The 19,613-nt window shown below is 49.8% G+C and carries 19 protein-coding genes; 5 read left to right on the forward strand and 14 right to left on the reverse strand.

The genetic code is table 11. The annotated features are described in order from the left end of the window. Window positions 1-43 precede the first annotated feature (43 nt). The 5 genes from LCM29_RS09720 to LCM29_RS09740 all read right to left on the reverse strand — a co-directional run bounded on the left by LCM29_RS09720 (window position 44) and on the right by LCM29_RS09740 (window position 4,687). Complete coding sequence (locus tag LCM29_RS09720; protein WP_224862363.1) at window positions 44-1,417, reverse strand: PTS transporter subunit EIIC; 1,374 nt, start codon at window positions 1,415-1,417, stop codon at window positions 44-46. 14 nt (window positions 1,418-1,431) lie between these two features. Next, window positions 1,432-2,325: an N-acetylmuramic acid 6-phosphate etherase gene (gene murQ / locus LCM29_RS09725; RefSeq protein ID WP_224862365.1), complete on the reverse strand. Its 894-nt coding sequence runs from the start codon at window positions 2,323-2,325 to the stop codon at window positions 1,432-1,434. 100 nt (window positions 2,326-2,425) lie between these two features. Continuing rightward, window positions 2,426-2,893: a GNAT family N-acetyltransferase gene (locus tag LCM29_RS09730; protein ID WP_224862367.1), complete on the reverse strand. Its 468-nt coding sequence runs from the start codon at window positions 2,891-2,893 to the stop codon at window positions 2,426-2,428. Next, a complete protein-coding gene (locus LCM29_RS09735; RefSeq protein ID WP_074035742.1) occupies window positions 2,890-3,738 on the reverse strand; it encodes a MurR/RpiR family transcriptional regulator in 849 nt (282 codons plus the stop codon). Before LCM29_RS09735 ends, LCM29_RS09730 begins: the two co-directional genes overlap by 4 nt. 94 nt (window positions 3,739-3,832) lie before the next feature. Next, on the reverse strand, window positions 3,833-4,687 hold the full coding sequence (locus tag LCM29_RS09740; protein WP_224862369.1) for a neutral zinc metallopeptidase: 855 nt from the start codon (window positions 4,685-4,687) through the stop codon (window positions 3,833-3,835). Window positions 4,688-4,835: 148 nt separating this feature from the next. On the opposite strand from LCM29_RS09740, the gene LCM29_RS09745 reads away from it, so the two are divergent. Continuing rightward, a complete protein-coding gene (locus LCM29_RS09745) occupies window positions 4,836-5,024 on the forward strand; it encodes a 2-hydroxymuconate tautomerase (RefSeq protein ID WP_214744680.1) in 189 nt (62 codons plus the stop codon). Between the two features lie 52 nt (window positions 5,025-5,076). On the opposite strand, the gene LCM29_RS09750 is transcribed toward LCM29_RS09745, so the two are convergent. From LCM29_RS09750 to LCM29_RS09760, 3 genes are read right to left on the reverse strand one after another with little or no spacing between them, the layout of a single operon-like run. Continuing rightward, complete coding sequence (locus tag LCM29_RS09750) at window positions 5,077-5,730, reverse strand: hypothetical protein (protein ID WP_224862371.1); 654 nt, start codon at window positions 5,728-5,730, stop codon at window positions 5,077-5,079. A gap of 20 nt (window positions 5,731-5,750) precedes the next feature. Then, window positions 5,751-7,337: a Na/Pi cotransporter family protein gene (locus tag LCM29_RS09755; protein WP_224862373.1), complete on the reverse strand. Its 1,587-nt coding sequence runs from the start codon at window positions 7,335-7,337 to the stop codon at window positions 5,751-5,753. Between the two features lie 21 nt (window positions 7,338-7,358). Beyond that, the gene (locus tag LCM29_RS09760) at window positions 7,359-8,654 is read right to left on the reverse strand and encodes an HD domain-containing protein (protein ID WP_214694686.1); all 1,296 of its coding nucleotides are present in this window, start codon (window positions 8,652-8,654) and stop codon (window positions 7,359-7,361) included. A 106-nt stretch (window positions 8,655-8,760) separates the two neighbouring features. Here LCM29_RS09760 and LCM29_RS09765 point away from each other — a divergent pair, with 106 nt between their 5' ends. Together LCM29_RS09765 and LCM29_RS09770 are read left to right on the forward strand one after the other, a co-directional pair. Beyond that, window positions 8,761-9,603, forward strand: a complete 843-nt coding sequence (locus LCM29_RS09765) for a biotin/lipoate A/B protein ligase family protein (RefSeq protein WP_214784887.1) — start codon at window positions 8,761-8,763, stop codon at window positions 9,601-9,603. Window positions 9,604-9,611: 8 nt separating this feature from the next. Further along, the gene (locus LCM29_RS09770) at window positions 9,612-10,457 is read left to right on the forward strand and encodes a DegV family protein (RefSeq protein WP_224862375.1); all 846 of its coding nucleotides are present in this window, start codon (window positions 9,612-9,614) and stop codon (window positions 10,455-10,457) included. Between the two features lie 41 nt (window positions 10,458-10,498). Here the strand turns inward: LCM29_RS09770 and LCM29_RS09775 are convergent, their stop codons facing one another. Beyond that, window positions 10,499-12,448, reverse strand: a complete 1,950-nt coding sequence (locus LCM29_RS09775) for a glycoside hydrolase family 3 protein (protein ID WP_224862377.1) — start codon at window positions 12,446-12,448, stop codon at window positions 10,499-10,501. Between the two features lie 325 nt (window positions 12,449-12,773). Between LCM29_RS09775 and lipA the strand changes: the two genes are divergently transcribed. Next, window positions 12,774-13,673: a lipoyl synthase gene (gene lipA / locus LCM29_RS09780; RefSeq protein WP_260569918.1), complete on the forward strand. Its 900-nt coding sequence runs from the start codon at window positions 12,774-12,776 to the stop codon at window positions 13,671-13,673. A gap of 17 nt (window positions 13,674-13,690) precedes the next feature. After that, window positions 13,691-14,521 (forward strand): biotin/lipoate A/B protein ligase family protein, encoded by an 831-nt coding sequence (locus LCM29_RS09785; RefSeq protein ID WP_224862379.1) that lies wholly within the window; start codon window positions 13,691-13,693, stop codon window positions 14,519-14,521. Window positions 14,522-14,555: 34 nt separating this feature from the next. Here the strand turns inward: LCM29_RS09785 and LCM29_RS09790 are convergent, their stop codons facing one another. The 5 genes from LCM29_RS09790 to LCM29_RS09810 form a co-directional block, all read right to left on the reverse strand. Further along, complete coding sequence (locus LCM29_RS09790; RefSeq protein ID WP_224862380.1) at window positions 14,556-15,569, reverse strand: fatty acid desaturase; 1,014 nt, start codon at window positions 15,567-15,569, stop codon at window positions 14,556-14,558. 204 nt (window positions 15,570-15,773) lie between these two features. Next, a complete protein-coding gene (gene amyS, locus LCM29_RS09795; RefSeq protein ID WP_412093986.1) occupies window positions 15,774-17,315 on the reverse strand; it encodes an alpha-amylase in 1,542 nt (513 codons plus the stop codon). A 175-nt stretch (window positions 17,316-17,490) separates the two neighbouring features. Beyond that, window positions 17,491-18,018 carry a DUF2812 domain-containing protein gene (locus LCM29_RS09800; RefSeq protein WP_214744697.1) on the reverse strand — a complete coding sequence of 176 codons (528 nt, stop codon included), beginning with the start codon at window positions 18,016-18,018 and terminating at the stop codon, window positions 17,491-17,493. Then, a complete protein-coding gene (locus LCM29_RS09805) occupies window positions 18,015-18,347 on the reverse strand; it encodes a PadR family transcriptional regulator (protein WP_214744699.1) in 333 nt (110 codons plus the stop codon). Before LCM29_RS09805 ends, LCM29_RS09800 begins: the two co-directional genes overlap by 4 nt. A 129-nt stretch (window positions 18,348-18,476) precedes the next feature. Next, a complete protein-coding gene (locus LCM29_RS09810; protein ID WP_224862384.1) occupies window positions 18,477-19,604 on the reverse strand; it encodes a YfbR-like 5'-deoxynucleotidase in 1,128 nt (375 codons plus the stop codon). Between the last annotated feature and the right edge of the window lie 9 nt (window positions 19,605-19,613).

Raw genomic sequence — 19,613 nt, forward strand, 5'->3', positions numbered from 1 at the left:
AAACGTATAGAAAAAGATGACTCGACCGAGCCATCTTTGTTTGTCAAATCCCATCCGCCATCTCTTCTTTGAAGCCGAAGAAATAAGTGAACAGGAAGCCTGCCGTATACGAAATCAATAGTCCGGCGACATACGTCAAGTACATCCCGTCATCAATCAGCGGCGTAAGGGATAGACCCGATACGCCAATTCCAAGTGCAGCCGTCTTCATCGTTGCTTGGAAGGCACCACCGACCGCGGCGCCGAGACAAGCCGTTAAGAACGGACGTCCGAGCGGAAGCGTAACCCCGTAAAGGAGTGGTTCACCGATTCCGAGGAAACCGACCGGGATGGCCCCTTTGATAATATTACGGAGTCGTGGGTTGCTTGTCTTCACAAAAATCGCAAGCGCCGCACCGACTTGACCGGCACCTGCCATCGCCAAGATTGGAAGAAGTGCCGTCGTCCCGACCGTATTCAACAGTTCTAAATGGATCGGCGTCAAACCATGGTGTAACCCGACCATGACGAGTGGTAAGAAGAAACCGGCCAATAATGCCCCCGCGACAGGTCCCCCGAACTCAAGCGTCGCATTGATGCCTCGCATAATCCCATCTGACAATACACCCGCGACCGGCATGATCGCATAGAGTGCTGTAAATCCGACGATGAGGACTGTGAAGAGTGGTGTGAAGATAATATCGATCGATACCGGCATGAAGCGACGAATGTGCTTCTCGATATACGTCATGAGCCAACCGGCAAAAATAACACCGAACAACCCTCCACGTCCGACGACGAGCGGTTCCCCATAAATGACAATGTCTGCGAGGAGTGGGTTGAATAGAATCCCCCCGGCAATCGCCCCGAGCACCGGTGTCCCCCCGAACTCTTTCGCCGTGTTCCACCCAACGAGGATGGCTAAGTATGCGAAGACTGTGCTACCGAGGACGAGTAAAATCTGCATCCACGTCTCCGTCCGGTCGACACCGGCGTTGACGGCAAAGTTCGCCGCCCCATTGATGATTCCTGAAGCGACGAGACCCGGAATGAGCGGGATGAAGATATTCCCGAGTCGACGAAGGAATCGTTTGAACGGTGACTTTTGCTTCTCTTTTACTTTTTGACGCTCCACCGCTACGCGTTCCTCTGGCGTCAAGTTCGCATCCACTGACTCTTCTCCAATCGCAAGGCCTGTCTCATGACTCATATAATCCGCGACCCGATTCACCGTTCCCGGACCGACGACGATTTGTAGCGTCTCATCATCGATGACCCCCATGACGCCATCAACCTTCTTCAAGGCGTCAAGATCGGCTTTGGTCGAATCCTTCAACGACAACCGGACACGCGTCATACAGTGAGCGAGTTGACGAATGTTCTCTTTCCCCCCGACATGTGCGAGGATGTCCCGTGCTAAAACCTCTTCTTTCTTCATCTCGATTTTCCCCCTTATAGCGCCTCGCGGACAAACCCGTTCGCACGCTCTAATCGTTTGATGGCTTCTTCGTAAGAGACGTCCGCCAAAATCATGACGATTGCTGTTTTGACATGTCCTTTAGATGACGCAAAATAACGCGCAGCCGTTTCCATGTCGACCCCTGTCGCTTCTGCGATCATCCGCTTGGCACGTACTTCTAATTTTTCGTTCGTCGGTTTCACGTCGACCATCAAGTTTTGATACACTTTGCCTACTCCAATCATCGACGTTGTCGAAATCATGTTGAGGACCAATTTCTGTGCCGTCCCTGCCTTCAATCGTGTCGAACCAGTCAACACTTCCGGTCCTGTCTCCACTTCAATGGCATAGTCTGCATGACGGCTGATGATTGCGTCATGATTACAGGAAATGGCTGCGGTGGTTGCCCCTACTTCCCGCGCATAATCGAGACCTCCGATGACATACGGCGTCCGTCCGCTCGCCGCAATCCCAATGACCGTATCGTCCGCCGTCAGTTGAAGCGCTTTCAAATCACCGACTGCCAATTCCTTGCTGTCTTCTGCTCCCTCGACCGCTTGAATGAGCGCACGCTCGCCACCGGCAATCAACCCGATGACCTGATCCGGAGACACTCCGAACGTCGGTACGCACTCTGCGGCGTCTAAAATGCCTAAACGTCCACTTGTGCCCGCCCCGATATAAATCAAGCGACCGCCTTTACGAAAGGATGCGATGACCCGCTCCACGACTTGCGCGATGACGGGAATCTGATGTTGAATCACTTGCGGGACTTGTCGGTCCTCACTGTTCATGATCGTCAATCGCTCCTCGATCGACATCTCATCTAGTTGCATCGTTCGTTCATTCCGTCTTTCTGTAGCCAATTTTTCTAGCATCGCCACCATCCTTTCTTCTCTATGATTTCATCGTACTATATTGAAATTTAAAGTCAATTTATTATTAATTATTTCTGAAATTCAATTTCAGTATTTACGAAAGAAAAACTCACTCCGGTCGAATGAGTTGTTTCTTCAGGACATGAACGCGCACATCCTTATTCGTGGTAGAATCCTTTTCGTATACATAGCCGTTCCGCTCCCAAAACCGACGAGCGCGCAGATTGTTCGGAAGGACACCTAATCGAAACACCGTCTGATAGGGGCGCATATACTCTTCTTCCACTTGTTCATATAACGTTTGCGCCAAGCCCGTCCCGTGAAGGGTTTCATCGACGACGAACAATCCGAGCCAAAGCGAACCGTCCACGGGATGTCGTTTCAACAGGTCCGCGATGGCGACAATCCGTCCATCTGCACGAATAATCAGACTGACGGTGCCATCCTCTGCAAAATCCGCCACGTTCTCATCACGGAACGCTTGAATGGATTGTCCATTCAAGCGAGCGAAGGTACGTTGCTTTACCAAAAAGTCTTCCAACTCCGTGCGATCTTCTTTCGAATATGGTCGAATCATCGGCGCAACTTCACCATCTCATCTCGCGCTTCGGCGTAGCGATCAATCAGGCCTTCTCCTTTTCGATGCAAGAGACCCATATATAACGTATCGACAATCGTCAATTGCGTCATCCGTGAGGCGATGCTCGCAATCCGGAAATCACTCTCGACGTTCGGCGTGCAAAGGCGTACATCCGCTTCTCGGTAAAGTGGCGACTTGTCCAAGTTTGTGATGGCGATGACGGGCACACGTTTCTTCTTGGCGAAACGAACGAGTTCGAGCACATCTTTCGTCCGTCCCGACGTGCTGATGGCGACGAATACGTCTGATTTTCCTAAATGCGGAATCAACGACAACATATAATGAAAGTCCGACGATGTCGTAGCCGCATACCCGAGCTTCGTGAATTTATATTGTGCATCCATCGCTGCAGTCGACGATCCACCGACCCCATAAAAGATGACACGATTTGCGCGCGCGAATAAGTCCACCGCATGTTCAAGCTCGCGTTTGTCCATCGCTTCGGCACACGCCTCGATGGCCGCTTTATTCACATGGATGACTTTTTGAAACGAATCGTACGGCGTATCCTTTTGCTGGAGAACGTTGAAGTCCGTCAATGTCGTTTCGGTGACGGCCAAGTCTTTCACGAGCGCAAGTTTAAACGCTTTAAAGCTATCAATCCCGACCACGCGGGCAAAACGGACGATACTCGCCTCAGACACATCCGTCTTTTGGGCCAGCTCTTTCGTCGTCATATTTGGAATGAGCGTTGAATGGGACAAAATATAGTCCGCGATTTTCTTTTCAACCGCTGTCATATCGTCTTTTGCTAAATCGATTTTCGTAAGTAAGGATTCCATCGGGTCATCCCCTTCCTGCAACTGTTGTTCTTTTATGATAGCGGATTCTATCCTCATATTCCAATCGGCTAAAAAGGTCGAGCGTGCGCCCGACCTATAAGTTGTTCGTATTGAACGTGTCCCCACCTTGAATCGATCCGTTCTCAAATCCTTTCTCGAACCAGCGCATCCGCTGTTCCGACGTTCCGTGCGTGAACGAGTCCGGCGTCACGTATCCACGCGCCTGTCGTTGTAGCGTATCGTCACCGATCTGGTGAGCCGCATTCATCGCCTCTTCGACGTCCCCTGCTTCGAGATAGCCGAGCCCTTGCGCGTGATGCGCCCACACGCCTGCGTAGTAGTCCGCCTGTAACTCGAAACGGACGAGATAGCGATTGAACTCGGTCTCGCTCATCTCATTCCGAAGCGGCATAATCTCTTCTGTCGTTCCGAGAAGCGTCTGGACATGGTGCCCGACCTCATGGGCGACGACGTATGCCATCGCAAAATCACCCGGCGCATTGAAACGCTGACTCAGCTCATCATAGAAACTTAAATCAATGTACAGCTTTTGATCACCCGGACAGTAGAAGGGGCCGACCGCCGACCCGGCGATGCCACAAGCGGATTCAACTTGTCCCGAGAACAGGACGAGCGTCGGTTCTTGGTACGTCATGCCGTTCTCCGCAAAAATATCTGTCCATACTTCTTCCGTATCTTTCAAGACGACCGCCACAAAGTCCGCCATCTCCTCTTCTCGCTCCGTACCGGTGTATGTTCCTTCAGTTTGCGGCTCACCTAGTCCGATATTGTTGACGAGGTCGGTCGGGCTTCCCCCATTCAATAATGTAAAGACGATGACGAGAATCAATCCGAGACCACCCCCGACCCCGGCAATCCCTTTTCCTCCGATGCTACGCCCTCTTCGGTCCTCGACGTTACGGCTCTGTTGTCTACCTTTCCACTTCATCTTCATTCCTCCTACATTCGCTCTGTCTTGTTCCTTACCCGAAATGTTGAAAAAGTGAGCGCAAGCTTTGAGGTGGACGAAAATTTTCTTTTCTCGAGGAAGTGGATTCACTACAATGAAAGAGACTTCAGCAAAGGAGGAATGACCCATGCCTTACGTAACAGTAAAAATGCTCCCAGGCCGTAGCGTGGAACAAAAACGCGCGTTGATTGAAAAAGTGACGGACGCCGTCTCCGAGACGACGAACGCTCCAAAAGAGAACATCACCGTTTTCATCGAAGAAATGGATGCGACGCACTATGGTCAAGCCGGCGTCATGCACGCGGACAAGAAATAAGTAACGAACGGACTCCTTGAATCGGGGTCCGTTTTTTCGTCTAAGCACCACGTCAAATATGTATTCGTTGAACTTCTTGAATTTTCGCTTGTAGCCCACAAAGAACCTCTTCAATGAAATCATCGACCTCTTCAGGTGACATATATACATATTCATGCTGGGGGTCAAACGGATGGGTTTTATAGAAGGACGTGATGTTTTGAATTTGTTGTCCCGTTTGTCCTTGTGGGAAAAACGGTAAGACGTCTTCGAACGAGTCAATGTGACAGAAGTCCGTCCAAAAGATATGATTCGGATGTTTTGCCAAGTACTCAAAGTCAATCCCATACCAGTCCGTTTTGACTAAACGGGTATAGTCTGGTGTTCCGACGATTGCCTGTACAATCGGTTCTTCTTTTTTCGCACGGGTCAACCGCACCCAATATTCGTCTGTGACCAGATGAAAATAATAACCGACTAAATAAGACCACTCTGTATTCGATTTTGGGGTTCCTCCATCTAAATACGTCTGTTTGAACAAATCAGAGGAGATCCCGTTCTCTGTTTTGAAATGTGTGATGGTTTTCGGTGGTTCAGGACGTCCATCCGCTCCGACCAGCCCACAGTCCGGACCGATATTTCCTACTAAAAAAGGTATGCGTTCAAACGCGGAATCCGTCTCAAGAATCCGCTCCGCGATACGAAAGTGAGTCACCCATGTCGCCATTTTCATTCCTCCATTTTACTTCAATCTTCTCGGTTCACTTCGAACCGTTCACTCGGCATGGTCGGCTTAATCAAGTGCCGTGTTGCCCGCCAAATGTGGTAACCGATCCGGTCAAGCCACAGCAATACTTGTACTTTTTGGATCGTCTGGTCCATCTCCAACTGATTCGCCGCCGTTTCTTCTAGCAGCTCAGAGCGATGTGCCTTCCGATATTCCGCCAACTGTTTTGATGCCTGTTTCCACATCTTCGAATCTTCCGGTGGCGTATGATGGTTCAATTGATGAACGAGATCGAGTTCGTGCAAGACGAGTTCGCGCGCTGCTAAAAAGTCCGTGTCCCGCAGTGACTGGACCGGTTCGATTTCTCGCAATACATACAACCACCGTTCGAGATGGTCGATTGAATGCAGGAGGGACAAGTGTTGCCCGTAGTCATTTTGCTTTCCGACATCGTCTAGTTGAATCGTACTCAAAAAGACACGGACATCGCTCAGCGTCTTGTCGACGAGCGTCAACTCATCTTCCCGGAGACGTCCCTCCCGGACGAGCAACTCGGTCTCGTTCCCTAAATAGCGTTCAATTTCAAGTAAAGACCGCCGCGCCGCCTCAAGAGCGACCGTCGGGAGTTGCGACATGTTCTTGTCGAGCAGACGTGTCAATTTTTCTGATCGGCTCGGAATCCATTTTAGTAACCTTCTTGCGAACGGCTGATAAAATGGCAGGAACAAGAGGACGCCTAATATATGGAACGTCGTATGGAATAGGGCGAGACGTAACAAGTCGTTCCAGTTGAACCAATCGGCTACTCGATTGACGACAAAGAAGAGAACGGGGAATGTCAGCCATCCGATGAGGACGATGGACACGTGGTAAATCGCATGACCCAATACGATGCGTCGGGCCGACTTCCAACCTCCCATTGAACCGAGTGCCACGACAAGACTCGTCCCAGCACTTTGACCGAGTACCAAAAAAGCGGCTTGCGGAAGTGAAATCGCGGCAGTCGCAAGAGCCGTCATCGTTAAGACGAGCCCAATCGTCGACGACTGAAGGACAACCGTCATCGCAAACCCGATGCCAATCAGGAACGCCTGTTGAGAAAAACGCATCGACTCGATTGGTCCGAACGAGAACGTGACTACATCCCGCATCGCTTCTTGTAGCGTTCCAATCCCGACAAAAATCAAACCGATACTGACGAATAATAGCCCGATTCGGCGTAGACGTGGTCCTGAGAGACGAAGTGCCATTCCGAGACCGATGAGCGGCAAGAACACTTGACGTACGTCTACGTTATAGCCAAGGACGGCGATGATCCATCCTGTCGTCGCGCTGCCTACGTTCGCCCCGATGATGAGCGGCAATGCTTGCGTGAACGTGATCAATCCTGCGCTCACAAAACCAATCGTCATCAACGTCGTGACGGTAGAGGATTGAAATAAAGCCGTCAACATCGCGCCAAGTGTCGCCCCCGACAACGAGCCATCGGTGAATTGGTTCAACCGATGTCGAAGTCGTGTACCGGCCCATTTTTTGAGCGTGTCTGTGAGTAACGTCATCCCGAGTAAAAAAATCCCGATGCCACCAATCAGTGTCGCAATCTCCATCGTGTCACGCCCCTTTTCGGGTTATTCGGATTTCAATGTCGACAAGAGCCACGATTTTTCATTCGCATGATCCCTTAAGTTCAGTAACACATCTTCCGGATAATAAATTTTTTCATCCGATTGTCTCGAGTTCAAAATCGACTGGACGAGCATCGACACTTCCGAAATCTCTTTCCGTTCCCCATCGTTCATCTGAAGATAAATGCCTTCATACTTGCCCTGTCCTTTATATAAATCGTACGGCAATTGACTCAATTGATCTTCGAGCAAGTAGTATTTCGGCGGAAGTCCGATGCCTTCCATCGTCTGACGCAACCGTTCCATATAGCGGACGCGGTTCGCTTCCGGGAAGTTTTTATATTTCAATAAACGACGATTCACGAAACGGCTCGATAAATCGGCTAGAATCGCGTCGTCTTCCTCCATCCACTCCTGGAAGTAGAAGTAGACGACCGTCTCGTCCAACTTCAAATATTGTTCAAGCGACATGTTGTTCTGCTCAAAAATAGGCAAGAAATGTTTCGGTACCATCTTGAATGCGTAGCCGCTCTCATATAGTTCCTGCGCTCGCTCGAGAATCGCTTTCAAAAGGAGGTCGCTCGAACGTGTCGCCGGGTGAAGGTACACTTGCCAATACATTTGATAGCGGCGCATGATATAGTCTTCAATCGTATGCATCCCCGACTGTTTGACGACGACTTGGTCCTCATCTGGTCTAAGGACACGCAACATGCGTTCCAAATCAAATTTTCCATAACTGACACCCGCAAAGTGCGCATCCCTGAGCAAATAATCCATCCGATCGACATCGAGCTGCGAACTGAGCATATTGACGATCAAGCGGTTCGGGTGCGTCTTGTTGATGATGGAGGCCACCTCTTCTGCGAACCCGACACCCATCTCCGACAACACTTGGTTGACCTCGGTATCGCCTAAAATGATGCGCTCGGTCCACACTTCATGGCGAACGGAGAAGACATGTTCGAACGCGTGTGAGAATGGGCCGTGACCGACATCGTGCAAAAGCGCCGCCGCTAACAACAGTTCACGGTCGCGGTCATCCCATTCCGGATATTGTTGGAACTGGTCAATCAATTGGCGCGCAATCTCATAGACGCCGAGAGAATGATGGAAGCGCGTGTGCTCTGCGCCATGGAACGTCAAAAAGGATGTCCCAAGTTGCTTGATGCGGCGTAAACGTTGAAATTCTTTCGTGTTGATCAGTTCCCAAATAAGGTGATCGTAGACGTAAATATAACGGTGTACCGGGTCTTTAAACACTTTTGACCCAGATAATTGTCCTCGTGACGAGTACATGACATGCCCTCCTACGTTTCGTTATGTTCTAGATTCGACTTCAAACGAATCGTTCCCTCCATGCTATAATGAGAAGGAAAATTATTTGTGAAAAGGAATTAAGTATATGATCCATCCATTATTAAAACAACCGAGCTATCGTGTGATCGACCAATCGAGCCTTGGCACGATGTTTCAAGCGGAACAATCGTTCGCGACTGATGACACGTTATGTGCTTCAACCCAACAATCAGGCGCTGTCTTGCGCGCATGGGTGCACACGAATACGATTGTACTCGGAATTCAAGATGCAAGGTTACCTCATTTAAAAGATGGGGTCCGGTATTTGCACGAGCGCGGCTTCCGGCCGGTCGTCCGTAACTCAGGTGGGCTCGCCGTCGTGTTAGACGAGGATGTCCTGAACTTATCTTTAATCTTACCCGAGAATGACGGCATTCAAATCGACAGCGGCTATGAGGCCATGACTTCCCTCATCCAACACATGTTCCAAGACGTCACGAACGACATCGTCCCAGGTGAAATCGTCGGCTCGTACTGTCCGGGAAGTTTCGACTTGTCGATTGATGGCAAAAAATTCGCCGGTATTTCACAACGTCGCGTCCGTGGCGGCGTCGCCGTTCAAATTTACTTGAGCGTAAGACAGAGCGGGAGCGAACGTGCCGAAATCATCCGAGACTTTTATGAATTGGCCATCCAAGGGGAGGCGACCAAGTTCACATACCCGACCATTGTACCGGAAACGATGGCGTCGTTAGAAGACTTGCTCGGCATTCCTCTCACGGTTCAAGATGTTCTGACACGGGCCTACCGCGTCCTTTCCACTGTCAGTACGCTCCAAAACGCGTCGCTGACGGCTGAAGAACAAACGACACTCGTGAGCCAGCTCGAACGGATGTGGAAACGGAATGAACCATTACGCGAGATCGAACAACAATTAACAGAGGAGTGATTCATCCAATGTTTAAACTGATCACAGACACCGGGGCCGATTTGACGCACGATCAAATCATTGAGTACGGTCTTGAGATTTTACCGCTCGGTGTCATCATCGACAACGAAGAGTTTTTAGACTGGGAGACGATTCAACCGAAAGACGTGTACGATGCGATGCGTCAAGGTAAGACACCGAAGACGTTTCAAATCGAGGCGTCGCGAATCGAGCATTGTTTCCGTCAACATCTCGAAGCCGAAATCCCGTTTTTATATCTCGTTTTCTCCGGAGAGCTCTCCGGTACATATCAAACGGCTGTCATGGTCGGTGAGATGCTCAAAGAGGAGTATCCCGATAGCAAGTTCAAGATTATCGATACGCGAACGGCTTCTGTCGGACAGGCATTGTTCGTCAAGACGGTCGCAGAGTACGGACAAGACCATACGTATGAAGAAACAAGTGAATATGCTGCTTCACTCGTCGGAAAGATTCGACACTTGTTCACGGTCGAGTCACTCGAATATTTGATGCGGGGCGGACGCGTCTCGAAAGCGAGTGCCTTCATCGGTGACTTGTTGACGATTCTGCCGTTACTGACGGTCGAGGACGGGAAACTCGTCCCGATTGAAAAGGTACGCGGTCATAAAAAGGTCATGCGCCGTATGGTCGAATGGACGATGGAATCGAAGCCACTCGTCGAGAACGGGCATCTCTTCATCGGTCACGGTGACGACCCTAAAAAAGCGGAACAGTTCGAGAAGATGGTCCTTGAACATGTTCAACCGAAACACATCACGAAAACACTTGTCGGCTCTGCCATCGGTGCCCATACCGGTCCAGGTCTACTCGTCATCGCCTATTTCGAGGCATAAAAAAATGAGCTTTCCCTTATTTAGGGGAAGCTCATTTTCATTTAGCGATTCCAGTTCGTGAACCCGTCTCCAAACTGTGCATAGTTCTCGTCTTGGAACACACCGTCCACAAATTTCGGTACGTCTACCGGCAACGTTCCTTGTGGCTTCACTTCACCGAAGATGGCACGAATGCCCGCCGGCAAGTTCGGTCCGGCCGATTTCAAGTTGCCTGCTTCCGAGTCCGGTCCGTTCGGATCACCTTTGAATCCATAGATCAAGAGTTGCGCCGGAGCGTCTGGCTGAACGGCGACATCGTATGGGTTGCGCAAGCTGAGCAAGACCGACTTCTTCCCTGTCTCGTTGGCGTAACGGAACACCTCAGCCGGCACGTAATGATCGGCTGATGTCGGTTTCAATTTCGCGCTGTTGTTCACGTTCGAACCGACGATGATGTAATCGGCTGCCTCGACTTTTTGTTGAAGTACCGGATTTTGAGTTAAGTGTGGCGTTGATGCCGAATAGTTGGCCGTGATGACGTTCACGCCTTTCATATTCCCAGCATTCTTCTCAAGCGACTTGATTGTCTTCACCATACTGTCCGTTTGATCTTTCGCTGGTGACAAGACGAGCACCGTGTCTCCTTTTTTCGGTTTGAACGGGAGTGTCTTGTCCTCATTCTTCACGAGAGTGACAGCCGCTTCCGCGATTTCACGCTCTTTCGCTTTATGCTCCGCACTACCTACGACGGCGTTCGCTTTTGTGAGCTTCGCCTCGAGCGTCGTCGAATCGATCGTCTCTCCCCAAATCCCACGCTCTGCCTTCAGTTTTAAAATACGCTCGACCGACTCATCAATGGTCTCCTCTGATAAACGCCCATCCTTCACCGATTGGATGACTTCATCAAAGATGGCTTCGAGTTTGATCACGTCTGCTTCCGAACGCAAAATCGTTGGCATGAGGGCGATATCGACGCCCGCTTCAAACGTCTTGATGACCGCTTCTGCTTCTGTAAAGTTGTCGGAGATGGCCTGCATGTTGAGCGCGTCGGTCACAACGATTCCGTCATATCCGAGTTCCTCACGTAGCACGCCCGTGATGACATCGTCCGAGAGCGTCGCTGGGAGTGGGAACGTCCCACGATCCGACTCGACGACCTCATCTTCGATTTGCGGCATACCGATATGTGCCGTCATAATCATGTCGATCCCTTCTGTAATCGCACGTTTAAACGGCAACAACTCGAGTCCACGCAATTCGTCGAGCGACTTATCGACAATCGGTAGTCCATAGTGTGAATCGACTGCCGTATCCCCATGACCCGGGAAATGTTTCGCCGTCGCCGCGACACCTTGGTCTTGAATGCCTTGTGTCATCGCTGACCCGAGTTCACCGACGAGTTCAGGGTCGCTCGAGAATGAACGGACCCCGATGACCGGGTTTCCTGGATTGTTGTTGACGTCGAGTACCGGTCCGAAGTTCACGTTTACCCCGAGTGCGTTCAATTCAGAACCGATGATGTTTCCAGCGTCATACGCATATTGACTGTTACGAGTGGCACCGATTGCCATATTTCCTGGTAAGTTCGTACCTGTACCGAGACGCGTCACGATGCCCCCTTCTTGGTCAATCGTGACAAAGAGCGGAATGTCATTACTGTCGTCTTGCTTCACGACTTCTTGCAGATCATGAACGAGTTTCGTCGTCTGTTCCGTCTCCTTCACGTTCTCCGCAAACAAAATCACGCCACCGAGATCAAAACGATCGATGACACGCGCCACTTCCGGTGCGAGAGAAGTATGGTTCGCCCCGTTCCAAAGTCGGAAGTCCGGCATGATCATCTGCCCGATTTTTTGTTCGAGCGTCATCGATTCTAGCTTCGTGTTGACGCGCTGGTCGATCGACATCGTCGGCGTTCCTTCCGCCATGACCGCATCCGCTGCCGGAATCGATGAAACGAGTAGTGCCGTCGTCAATCCGAGTGTTGCCGTCCAGTTCAATGCCTTGTTCATGTTCCCCACTCCCCTTAGTCCAATTTGACTGACCCCCAAACGAAAAGGCATGGAGGAAGAAGCGTTGCCTCATCAACGCTCGTTCACCCCATGCCTGATCGCATCAGTTACATTTGGTTCTTATTCAGGTGGTCAACAACAGTATAGCAACTCCATTTTTCAGAAACAATGACTCATGTGAAAGCGTAACCATTTTGAAACAATGTTTCTGTTTTGATACACAGAAAACTGTATTGGCAAAACCAATAATTTCTGTGGTTCGTTTTTGATTCTTTTTTTGGTAAACTCAATTCGATACAGGTTAACTTTCAAAAAGGGGGAAATTATTGTGGCAAGAGGGGAACTGAAACGAAAGCCGGAATGGTTAAAGATTAAATTAAACACGAACGACACGTATACCGGTTTGAAGAAGATGATGCGCGAAAAAAATCTACATACGGTATGTGAGGAAGCTAAGTGTCCGAATATCCATGAATGTTGGGCGGTACGTCGGACCGCGACGTTCATGATTTTAGGAAGTATTTGTACACGTGCCTGCCGCTTTTGTGCCGTCACGACCGGTAAACCGAACGAGCTCGATTGGGAAGAGCCAAAGCGCGTCGCCGAATCCGTACGCCTCATGAACTTGAAGCACGTCGTCATCACTGCTGTCGCCCGTGATGACTTGAACGATTACGGGGCTACTGTCTTCGCAGAAACGGTTCGTGCCGTCCGTTCTATGAATCCAGAGACATCGATCGAAGTGCTCCCGTCTGACATGATGGGTGACTTCTCTGCCTTGCAGACATTGATTGATGCGGGTCCTGACATCATGAACCATAACTTAGAGACGGTTCGTCGCCTCACACCGAGAGTCCGTGCCAAAGCGACATACGACCGTACACTCGAATTCTTGAAACGCTCAAAAGAATTGAACCCGGATATCCCGACGAAATCATCAATCATGGTCGGACTCGGAGAAACGAAAGAAGAATTAATTGAAGCGATGGATGACCTCCGCGCACACAACGTCGACATTTTGACACTCGGCCAATACTTGCAACCGACGAAGAAACACCTCGAGGTGGAACGTTACTACCACCCGGATGAGTTCGCCGAGTTGAAAGAGATCGCACTATCAAAAGGATTCTCACATTGTGAGGCAGGTCCGCTTGTCCGCTCGTCTTACCATGCGGATGAACAAGTACACAAGGCGCGTCGCCACACGATGTTGCCAATCGACTAATAGAAAGAAGAGAGATTATGACTGGTACGACGTGGCACTTACTTAGAACTGAATCCACTTCACCGGCTGAGAATATGGCGATTGACGAAGCCATCGCCAACTGGGTCGCGAAGGGAGAACTCAAACCGACGCTTCGTTTTTATTCATGGGCACCTCATGCGATCAGCGTTGGGCGTTTCCAACGGGCTACGCGTGACTTGGACCGTGACGCCCTCACGAAGAACAACATTCCGGTCGTCCGTCGCCTAACCGGAGGACGCGCCGTGTTGCACGCCGATGAGTTGACATATAGCGTCATCTTGCCCGAATCGACCCCAGCCCTCCCAACGAATATCATCGAGAGCTATCGCTTGCTCACGGAAGGAGTCCGTCGTGGTTACCACGAGCTTGGTGTACCGGCCGAGTTTTCGGTGCCGTTGACAGAAGAGGACCGTGAGGCACTCCGCAAACCAAAATCAGCCGTCTGCTTCGATGCCGCCTCCTATTATGAGCTGGCCGTCAACGGGAAAAAGATTGCGGGTAGCGCACAAGTGCGCCACCAAGGGGCCGTCTTGCAACATGGATCCATCCCGCTTTCTGTCGACGATGAGGTATTGTTCGACTGTTTCGCAATGGAAGAGCACGAAAAACGTGAAGCCAAAAGTCGGTTCAGCGAAAAAGCCGTCGCCTTGAACGATACGTTACAGCGCTTCGTCTCCTTTGACGAAGTAGCGGCCGCGTTCGAGACCGGCTTCAAAGACGCCTTCTCGTTGACGTTCGAACCGCTCGTCTTCACAGAAGAACAACAATCCGAAATCGACTTGCTCATCAAGAAGTATGAAAGTGATGAATGGGTCTGGAAACGCTAAAAAGATTGTCCCTTTTGACGGGGACAATCTTTTTTTATGCCGCGTTCGTTCGGCGCAACAGATGGCGCACTTCTCGGAACGTGACGAATGTTTTGTTGTTCGCATCATACAATTTGTAGCGTAACGACTTCAAACTTGAAAACAGTCCGATCGTCGTCGCCCGTTGTAACGGTGGTGTCGACGTATGCGCCTTCTCCAAATGATAGTTCGGGACACGCGGGCTCAAATGGTGGACGTGATGGAAACCAATATTTCCTGTCACCCATTGAAGCACTTTTGGCAATTCATAATACGAGCTTCCTTCGATTGCCGCCTTCACGTAATCCCATTCCTGCTCGTCCTCGAAGTATGAGTCTTCAAATGTATGCTGGACATAGAATAACCAGATTCCGAGTACGCCGGCGATGAACATCGTCGTGCCCTGAACAATGAGAAAGGCTTGCCAGCCTACCAAATAAATCAATGCGCCGTATAACACGACGAGTGAGAGATTAATGATATACGTGTTTTGGCGTTCTTTCTTACGCGCATCTTTTCGATTGAAACGGCTCGTCACGAGAATGAGCCAGAGCGGTCCGAGTCCGAACATGACGAGTGGATGACGATATAGGCGATATTTCAGTCGCGTCCATTTCGAGGCTTCGATGTACTCCTCAATCGTCATGACCCAGATGTCCCCGACGCCCCGTTTATCCAAGTTTCCGCTCGACGCATGATGAATCGCATGCTCTCGCTTCCACTTCTCGTACGGGAATAACGTCAAGATTCCTGTAATGGTTCCGACAATCGCGTTCGCCCTCTTATTTTTGAAGAATGAACCGTGCGTGCAGTCATGGAAGATGATGAACATCCGCACGACAAATCCTGCCGCAATCAACGTGAACGGTAATGTCAGGAAAATCGAGACACTCAGTAGTTGATACGCTAAGAACCACGACACGAGGAACGGTAAAATCGTATTGATCATCTGCCGCACACTAATCCGGATATCGGACTTTTCAAACGGCGAGACGTGCTTTCTTAATTGGGCAATCTTTTCTTTACTCATAACAACCTCCTTGAATTCAACAGCGTCACAACGCAAAAATATAAATGAAACCAACAACCAACGTTGTTCAATGTGAATTCATGGATCGGAAAGTCGTCCCTATCAAGAATTAACACTAGGTCATTATATCACGTATAAAAATTATGTGGTGAAAATTCAGAAAAAAGACTTATCTCATTTTTAGATGAGACAAGTCTGATGGATTTATTGTTGTGTATAGATGGAAACCGAGCCGCCGTTGACGAAGAACTCGCCCCAACCGTCCGCGTTGATTGTCACGAGACGACCATTGTTGCCGGTCATGTCCTTCCATACTTCTCCCGCGTTCTGCTTCCCGACATACATCCATTTCGAGCCACCCGGTCCGTCCGACAAAATCGTCGCAAGACCTGACTTCGCACGGTCTGTCACACCTTCACGTGTCCAACCGATGACGTCTTGGTGGTTGATGTAGTCATGTTGTGTGCCATAGGCAAAGTCTTTACGCGCTTTCAAAATCGGTTGAAGAGACCCTGACATATTCGGAATTTCACGGTTTGTCGTCCCCTTCGTCCCATAATAGTCTCCATAGAAGAGTGTCGGGTATCCTTGACCGCGTGTCATGATCGTCGCATAGGCGAGCGGTTTGAACCAATTGGCAACCGTCGACTCGAGTGATTGCCCAGGTTGTGAGTCATGGTTATCGACAATGGTGACGGCGAGTGTCGGATGCTGCTCGACGACCGTTCCTTTTAGAATGTTGCGCATATCATAGTAACCGCCGCCGTTCCCTGCCGCTTGGAAGTTGTAGTGGAGCGGTACATCGAATACCGAGTGAGTATAGCCCGTCTTCGCCAAGTAATCATTGATGGCCCCAAGGTCGTTTTTCCAATACTCCGCGACGGTGAACATCTCTTTCCCTGTCGTCTGTCGGACACTTGTCACCCATTCTTTCAAGTACGAATGATTAATATGTTTGACCGCATCGAGACGGAATCCATCGAGACCGAGTGAATCCGCGTACCATTTCCCCCAGTTTTTCATCTCTTGTCGCACTTCCGGATGCTCAAAATCGATATCGGCGTACATCAAATAGTCATAGTTCCCGTTCTCCCCGGATACTTCACTGTCCCACGCTTTACCCGTACTTCGGAATTTATAAATCCGGCTTAAGTTCCGTGACTGATCCCAATCAGTCCCGTCAAAGTGATACCAACGCCACTTGAACGGCGAGTATGTATTGTTGCGCCCCGCAAAATTGAATCCGGTCCAGGCAGAAATCGAATATTCCCCAGACGTCTCCTGATTCCGGTTAGAAGGATTGACCTCGACAGCTTGAACAGACTCGGTATAATCCGCTCCCCCCTTATGGTTCATGACCACATCCCCGTATACGCCAATCCCTTTTCCGCGTAAGTTAGAGATGGCCGACTGTAGCTGCGCTTTCGTTCCATACTTCGTGCGTGTCGTCCCTTTTTGATTGAACTCTCCTAAATCATACAAATCATAGGCCCCGTATCCGACATCATTTTGAGACGTCCCTTTATAAGCCGGCGGAATCCAGACCGTGGAGATGCCGATATCTTTCAAATGCTGCGAATCGTTTGAGAGACGGTTCCAATGGAGCCCGTCGTTCGGGACATACCATTCAAAGTATTGCATCATCGTACCGTTCTGTGGAGTTGCCGCTTGTGCGACCGGTTGCCCCGAAAGCAGTGCAATCGATGTCACTCCAGCCAGCACGGCAATCCCTTGTCGTTTCTTCAACATCATTCATTCCTCCTCAACTAAATAATGAAAGCGCTTGCATGAATTATTGTGAAGGATTTTGATTTTGTTGCATAGACTAATGTCTAAAAACAGTTCTCTCTCTCTAACTATTTTTTATTTGAATAGTTCAGTTGAACGAAACAAAGACGGATGGCTTGTGCCATCCGCCTAATCATCCTTGACGGCTTATTCGTTTTCGCTTGAAACGGTAGCCAATGTACGGTAGTCCTGTAAATACGAGACCGATTGTCACGAGTAGTTGAACACCGATCAATATCGTCTCGACGACGATTGGCCACTCAAACTGAAACAAGGAAAACAGGGCAATCCATAAAATACCTAGGATGAGCGCAGCTCGTCCCATCTGACGTTCCATGTCATGATATTTCTCCTCTGCCGTTTCGACATCCGAATAAATCGGCTTGGCATCTCGATTCCCTTTGAAAATATGAATCTCATCCCCGGTCGATGTGACATGTTGCCATCCGCTCGATGCAAACAGGTCAAAGTAGTCTTCATCCGGACGGGTTCGATAATCCAAACTATATTGAACGTCTTCCGGTTCCCCTTCAACGAGCGTGTATCCTAGAGGTGCGAATTGCTTCAAATGCCAACCCTTGGCTGCCATTCGTTCTAGTTTTCGCATCTCACGCTCTTCGGCAAACGCTAGTCCCCAGCTCGACATATACTTCTGTCTCATCGTGATCCCTCCATATCTAAAATGGCACAGGCATCTTCGACCATCGCCTGTCGTCTCTTCACATCATCCGTCAGAATCGAACGCCCTTTACGCGTAATCTGGTAGTTCTTTTTCTTTCCGTCCCCGTCCATCGGTTCAATCAGTTCGGCGTTCAATAATTTTTTAATAATCGTATACATCGACGCAGGACCGATTTGCATTCGTCCTCGTGTGATTTCTTCGACAAATTGCATGACCAAATAACCATGACGCGGCGTCGTGAGCGCCAATAAGATGTAAAACATACTATCCGTCAGTTCTCCTAACTCCAAGGAGTCCGTTCGCGGCATCTTCTCCACCTCCTATATCATTGAATGATACATTTCTTATATTCAATATATATCGTTAAATGATATATGTCAATAAATGATATAAAAAAGTCGCGAACAATTAAGTTCGCGACTTCTGTGTGAATCGATTTAGCTTGTGACGTAATCCAGGTCGTGCAAAATATAGGCGAGGAAGAAAATCATACTCGGGTTCTCATAACGCATTTGGACTTTACGGAGCTGCTCACGATACGTGACCTCATACTCGGCCCCGTTCATCTTCCGCTCCATGTTCATCTTGATGAGGGCATCGAGTTTATCCATCATATCGACGAGCATCCCTTCATACGTGTCATCTTTCGAATCAGCCATGTATCGACGGAACGCCGGCTGCATATATGCCGGCAACAACCCGAGAAGACGTTCACTCTCTGCCCGCTCATATGCCTCGAACGCCGCTCCCGTCTCTTGTGTCGAATGCTTGACCGGTCCGAGCACATCTCCGGTCACCCCTTCGACTAAGTCATGACAAAGAAGACGTGCCACGAGTTCAGCGACATCAACGTCGACGTTGTACTTCTCGCGCTCTAAGAGTCCGCTGAACATACCGAGCGCGGCAGCCCGGAAACCATGAATCGCATCGTTGTCGTCAATCGTATTGAAGCGCCCTTTCCAACGACGGACACTGTCCATCCGCATGACGTTCTCGATGAAGCGTAACACATCGGTCTCTGCCTCGACCTGGTCGAACAGCCAACGGACCGAATCAATCGGATGATGACGGAGGGCAGCTTTCATCTCTTCTAACTTGTCATCGAAATGAGGAGAGCCATGGGCGACTTCCCGTCGTACGAATAGCATCGCATCAAAAGAATCGATTCCGTCGACAATCCGTCCTTCGAACGAGTCATCTTCCGCCTCAACAACAAAACGGTGGAAGTGAGGACGTAACGACTGTGACAACAATTCGACAAGACCGAGGCTCGCTGTCCGTTCCATGCGCTCGATGTGACCAATCAAGGTCGGCTCTTTTTTCGTCCGGTGCATGATCGGACCGGTCTGTACTTCATTCATGTCGTGGAAAATAGCTTTCCCGAGCAAATCGAGCAAGTCGACGTCACGCCCGTTCTCTTTTTCCACATAAGCCGCGATCAAGCTGAAGACCGCGACACGAAAGCTATGACTCGCTGCATTATCATGATAATGTGGGGCATATTCGTCCCATCGTTGCACGTTTTGCATACGTGTCATCTTTCGGATAAACGTTCCGTTATGCATGGTTTCACT

This window comes from Exiguobacterium aestuarii, assembly GCF_020171655.1.
GTDB lineage: Bacteria > Bacillota > Bacilli > Exiguobacteriales > Exiguobacteriaceae > Exiguobacterium > Exiguobacterium aestuarii_A.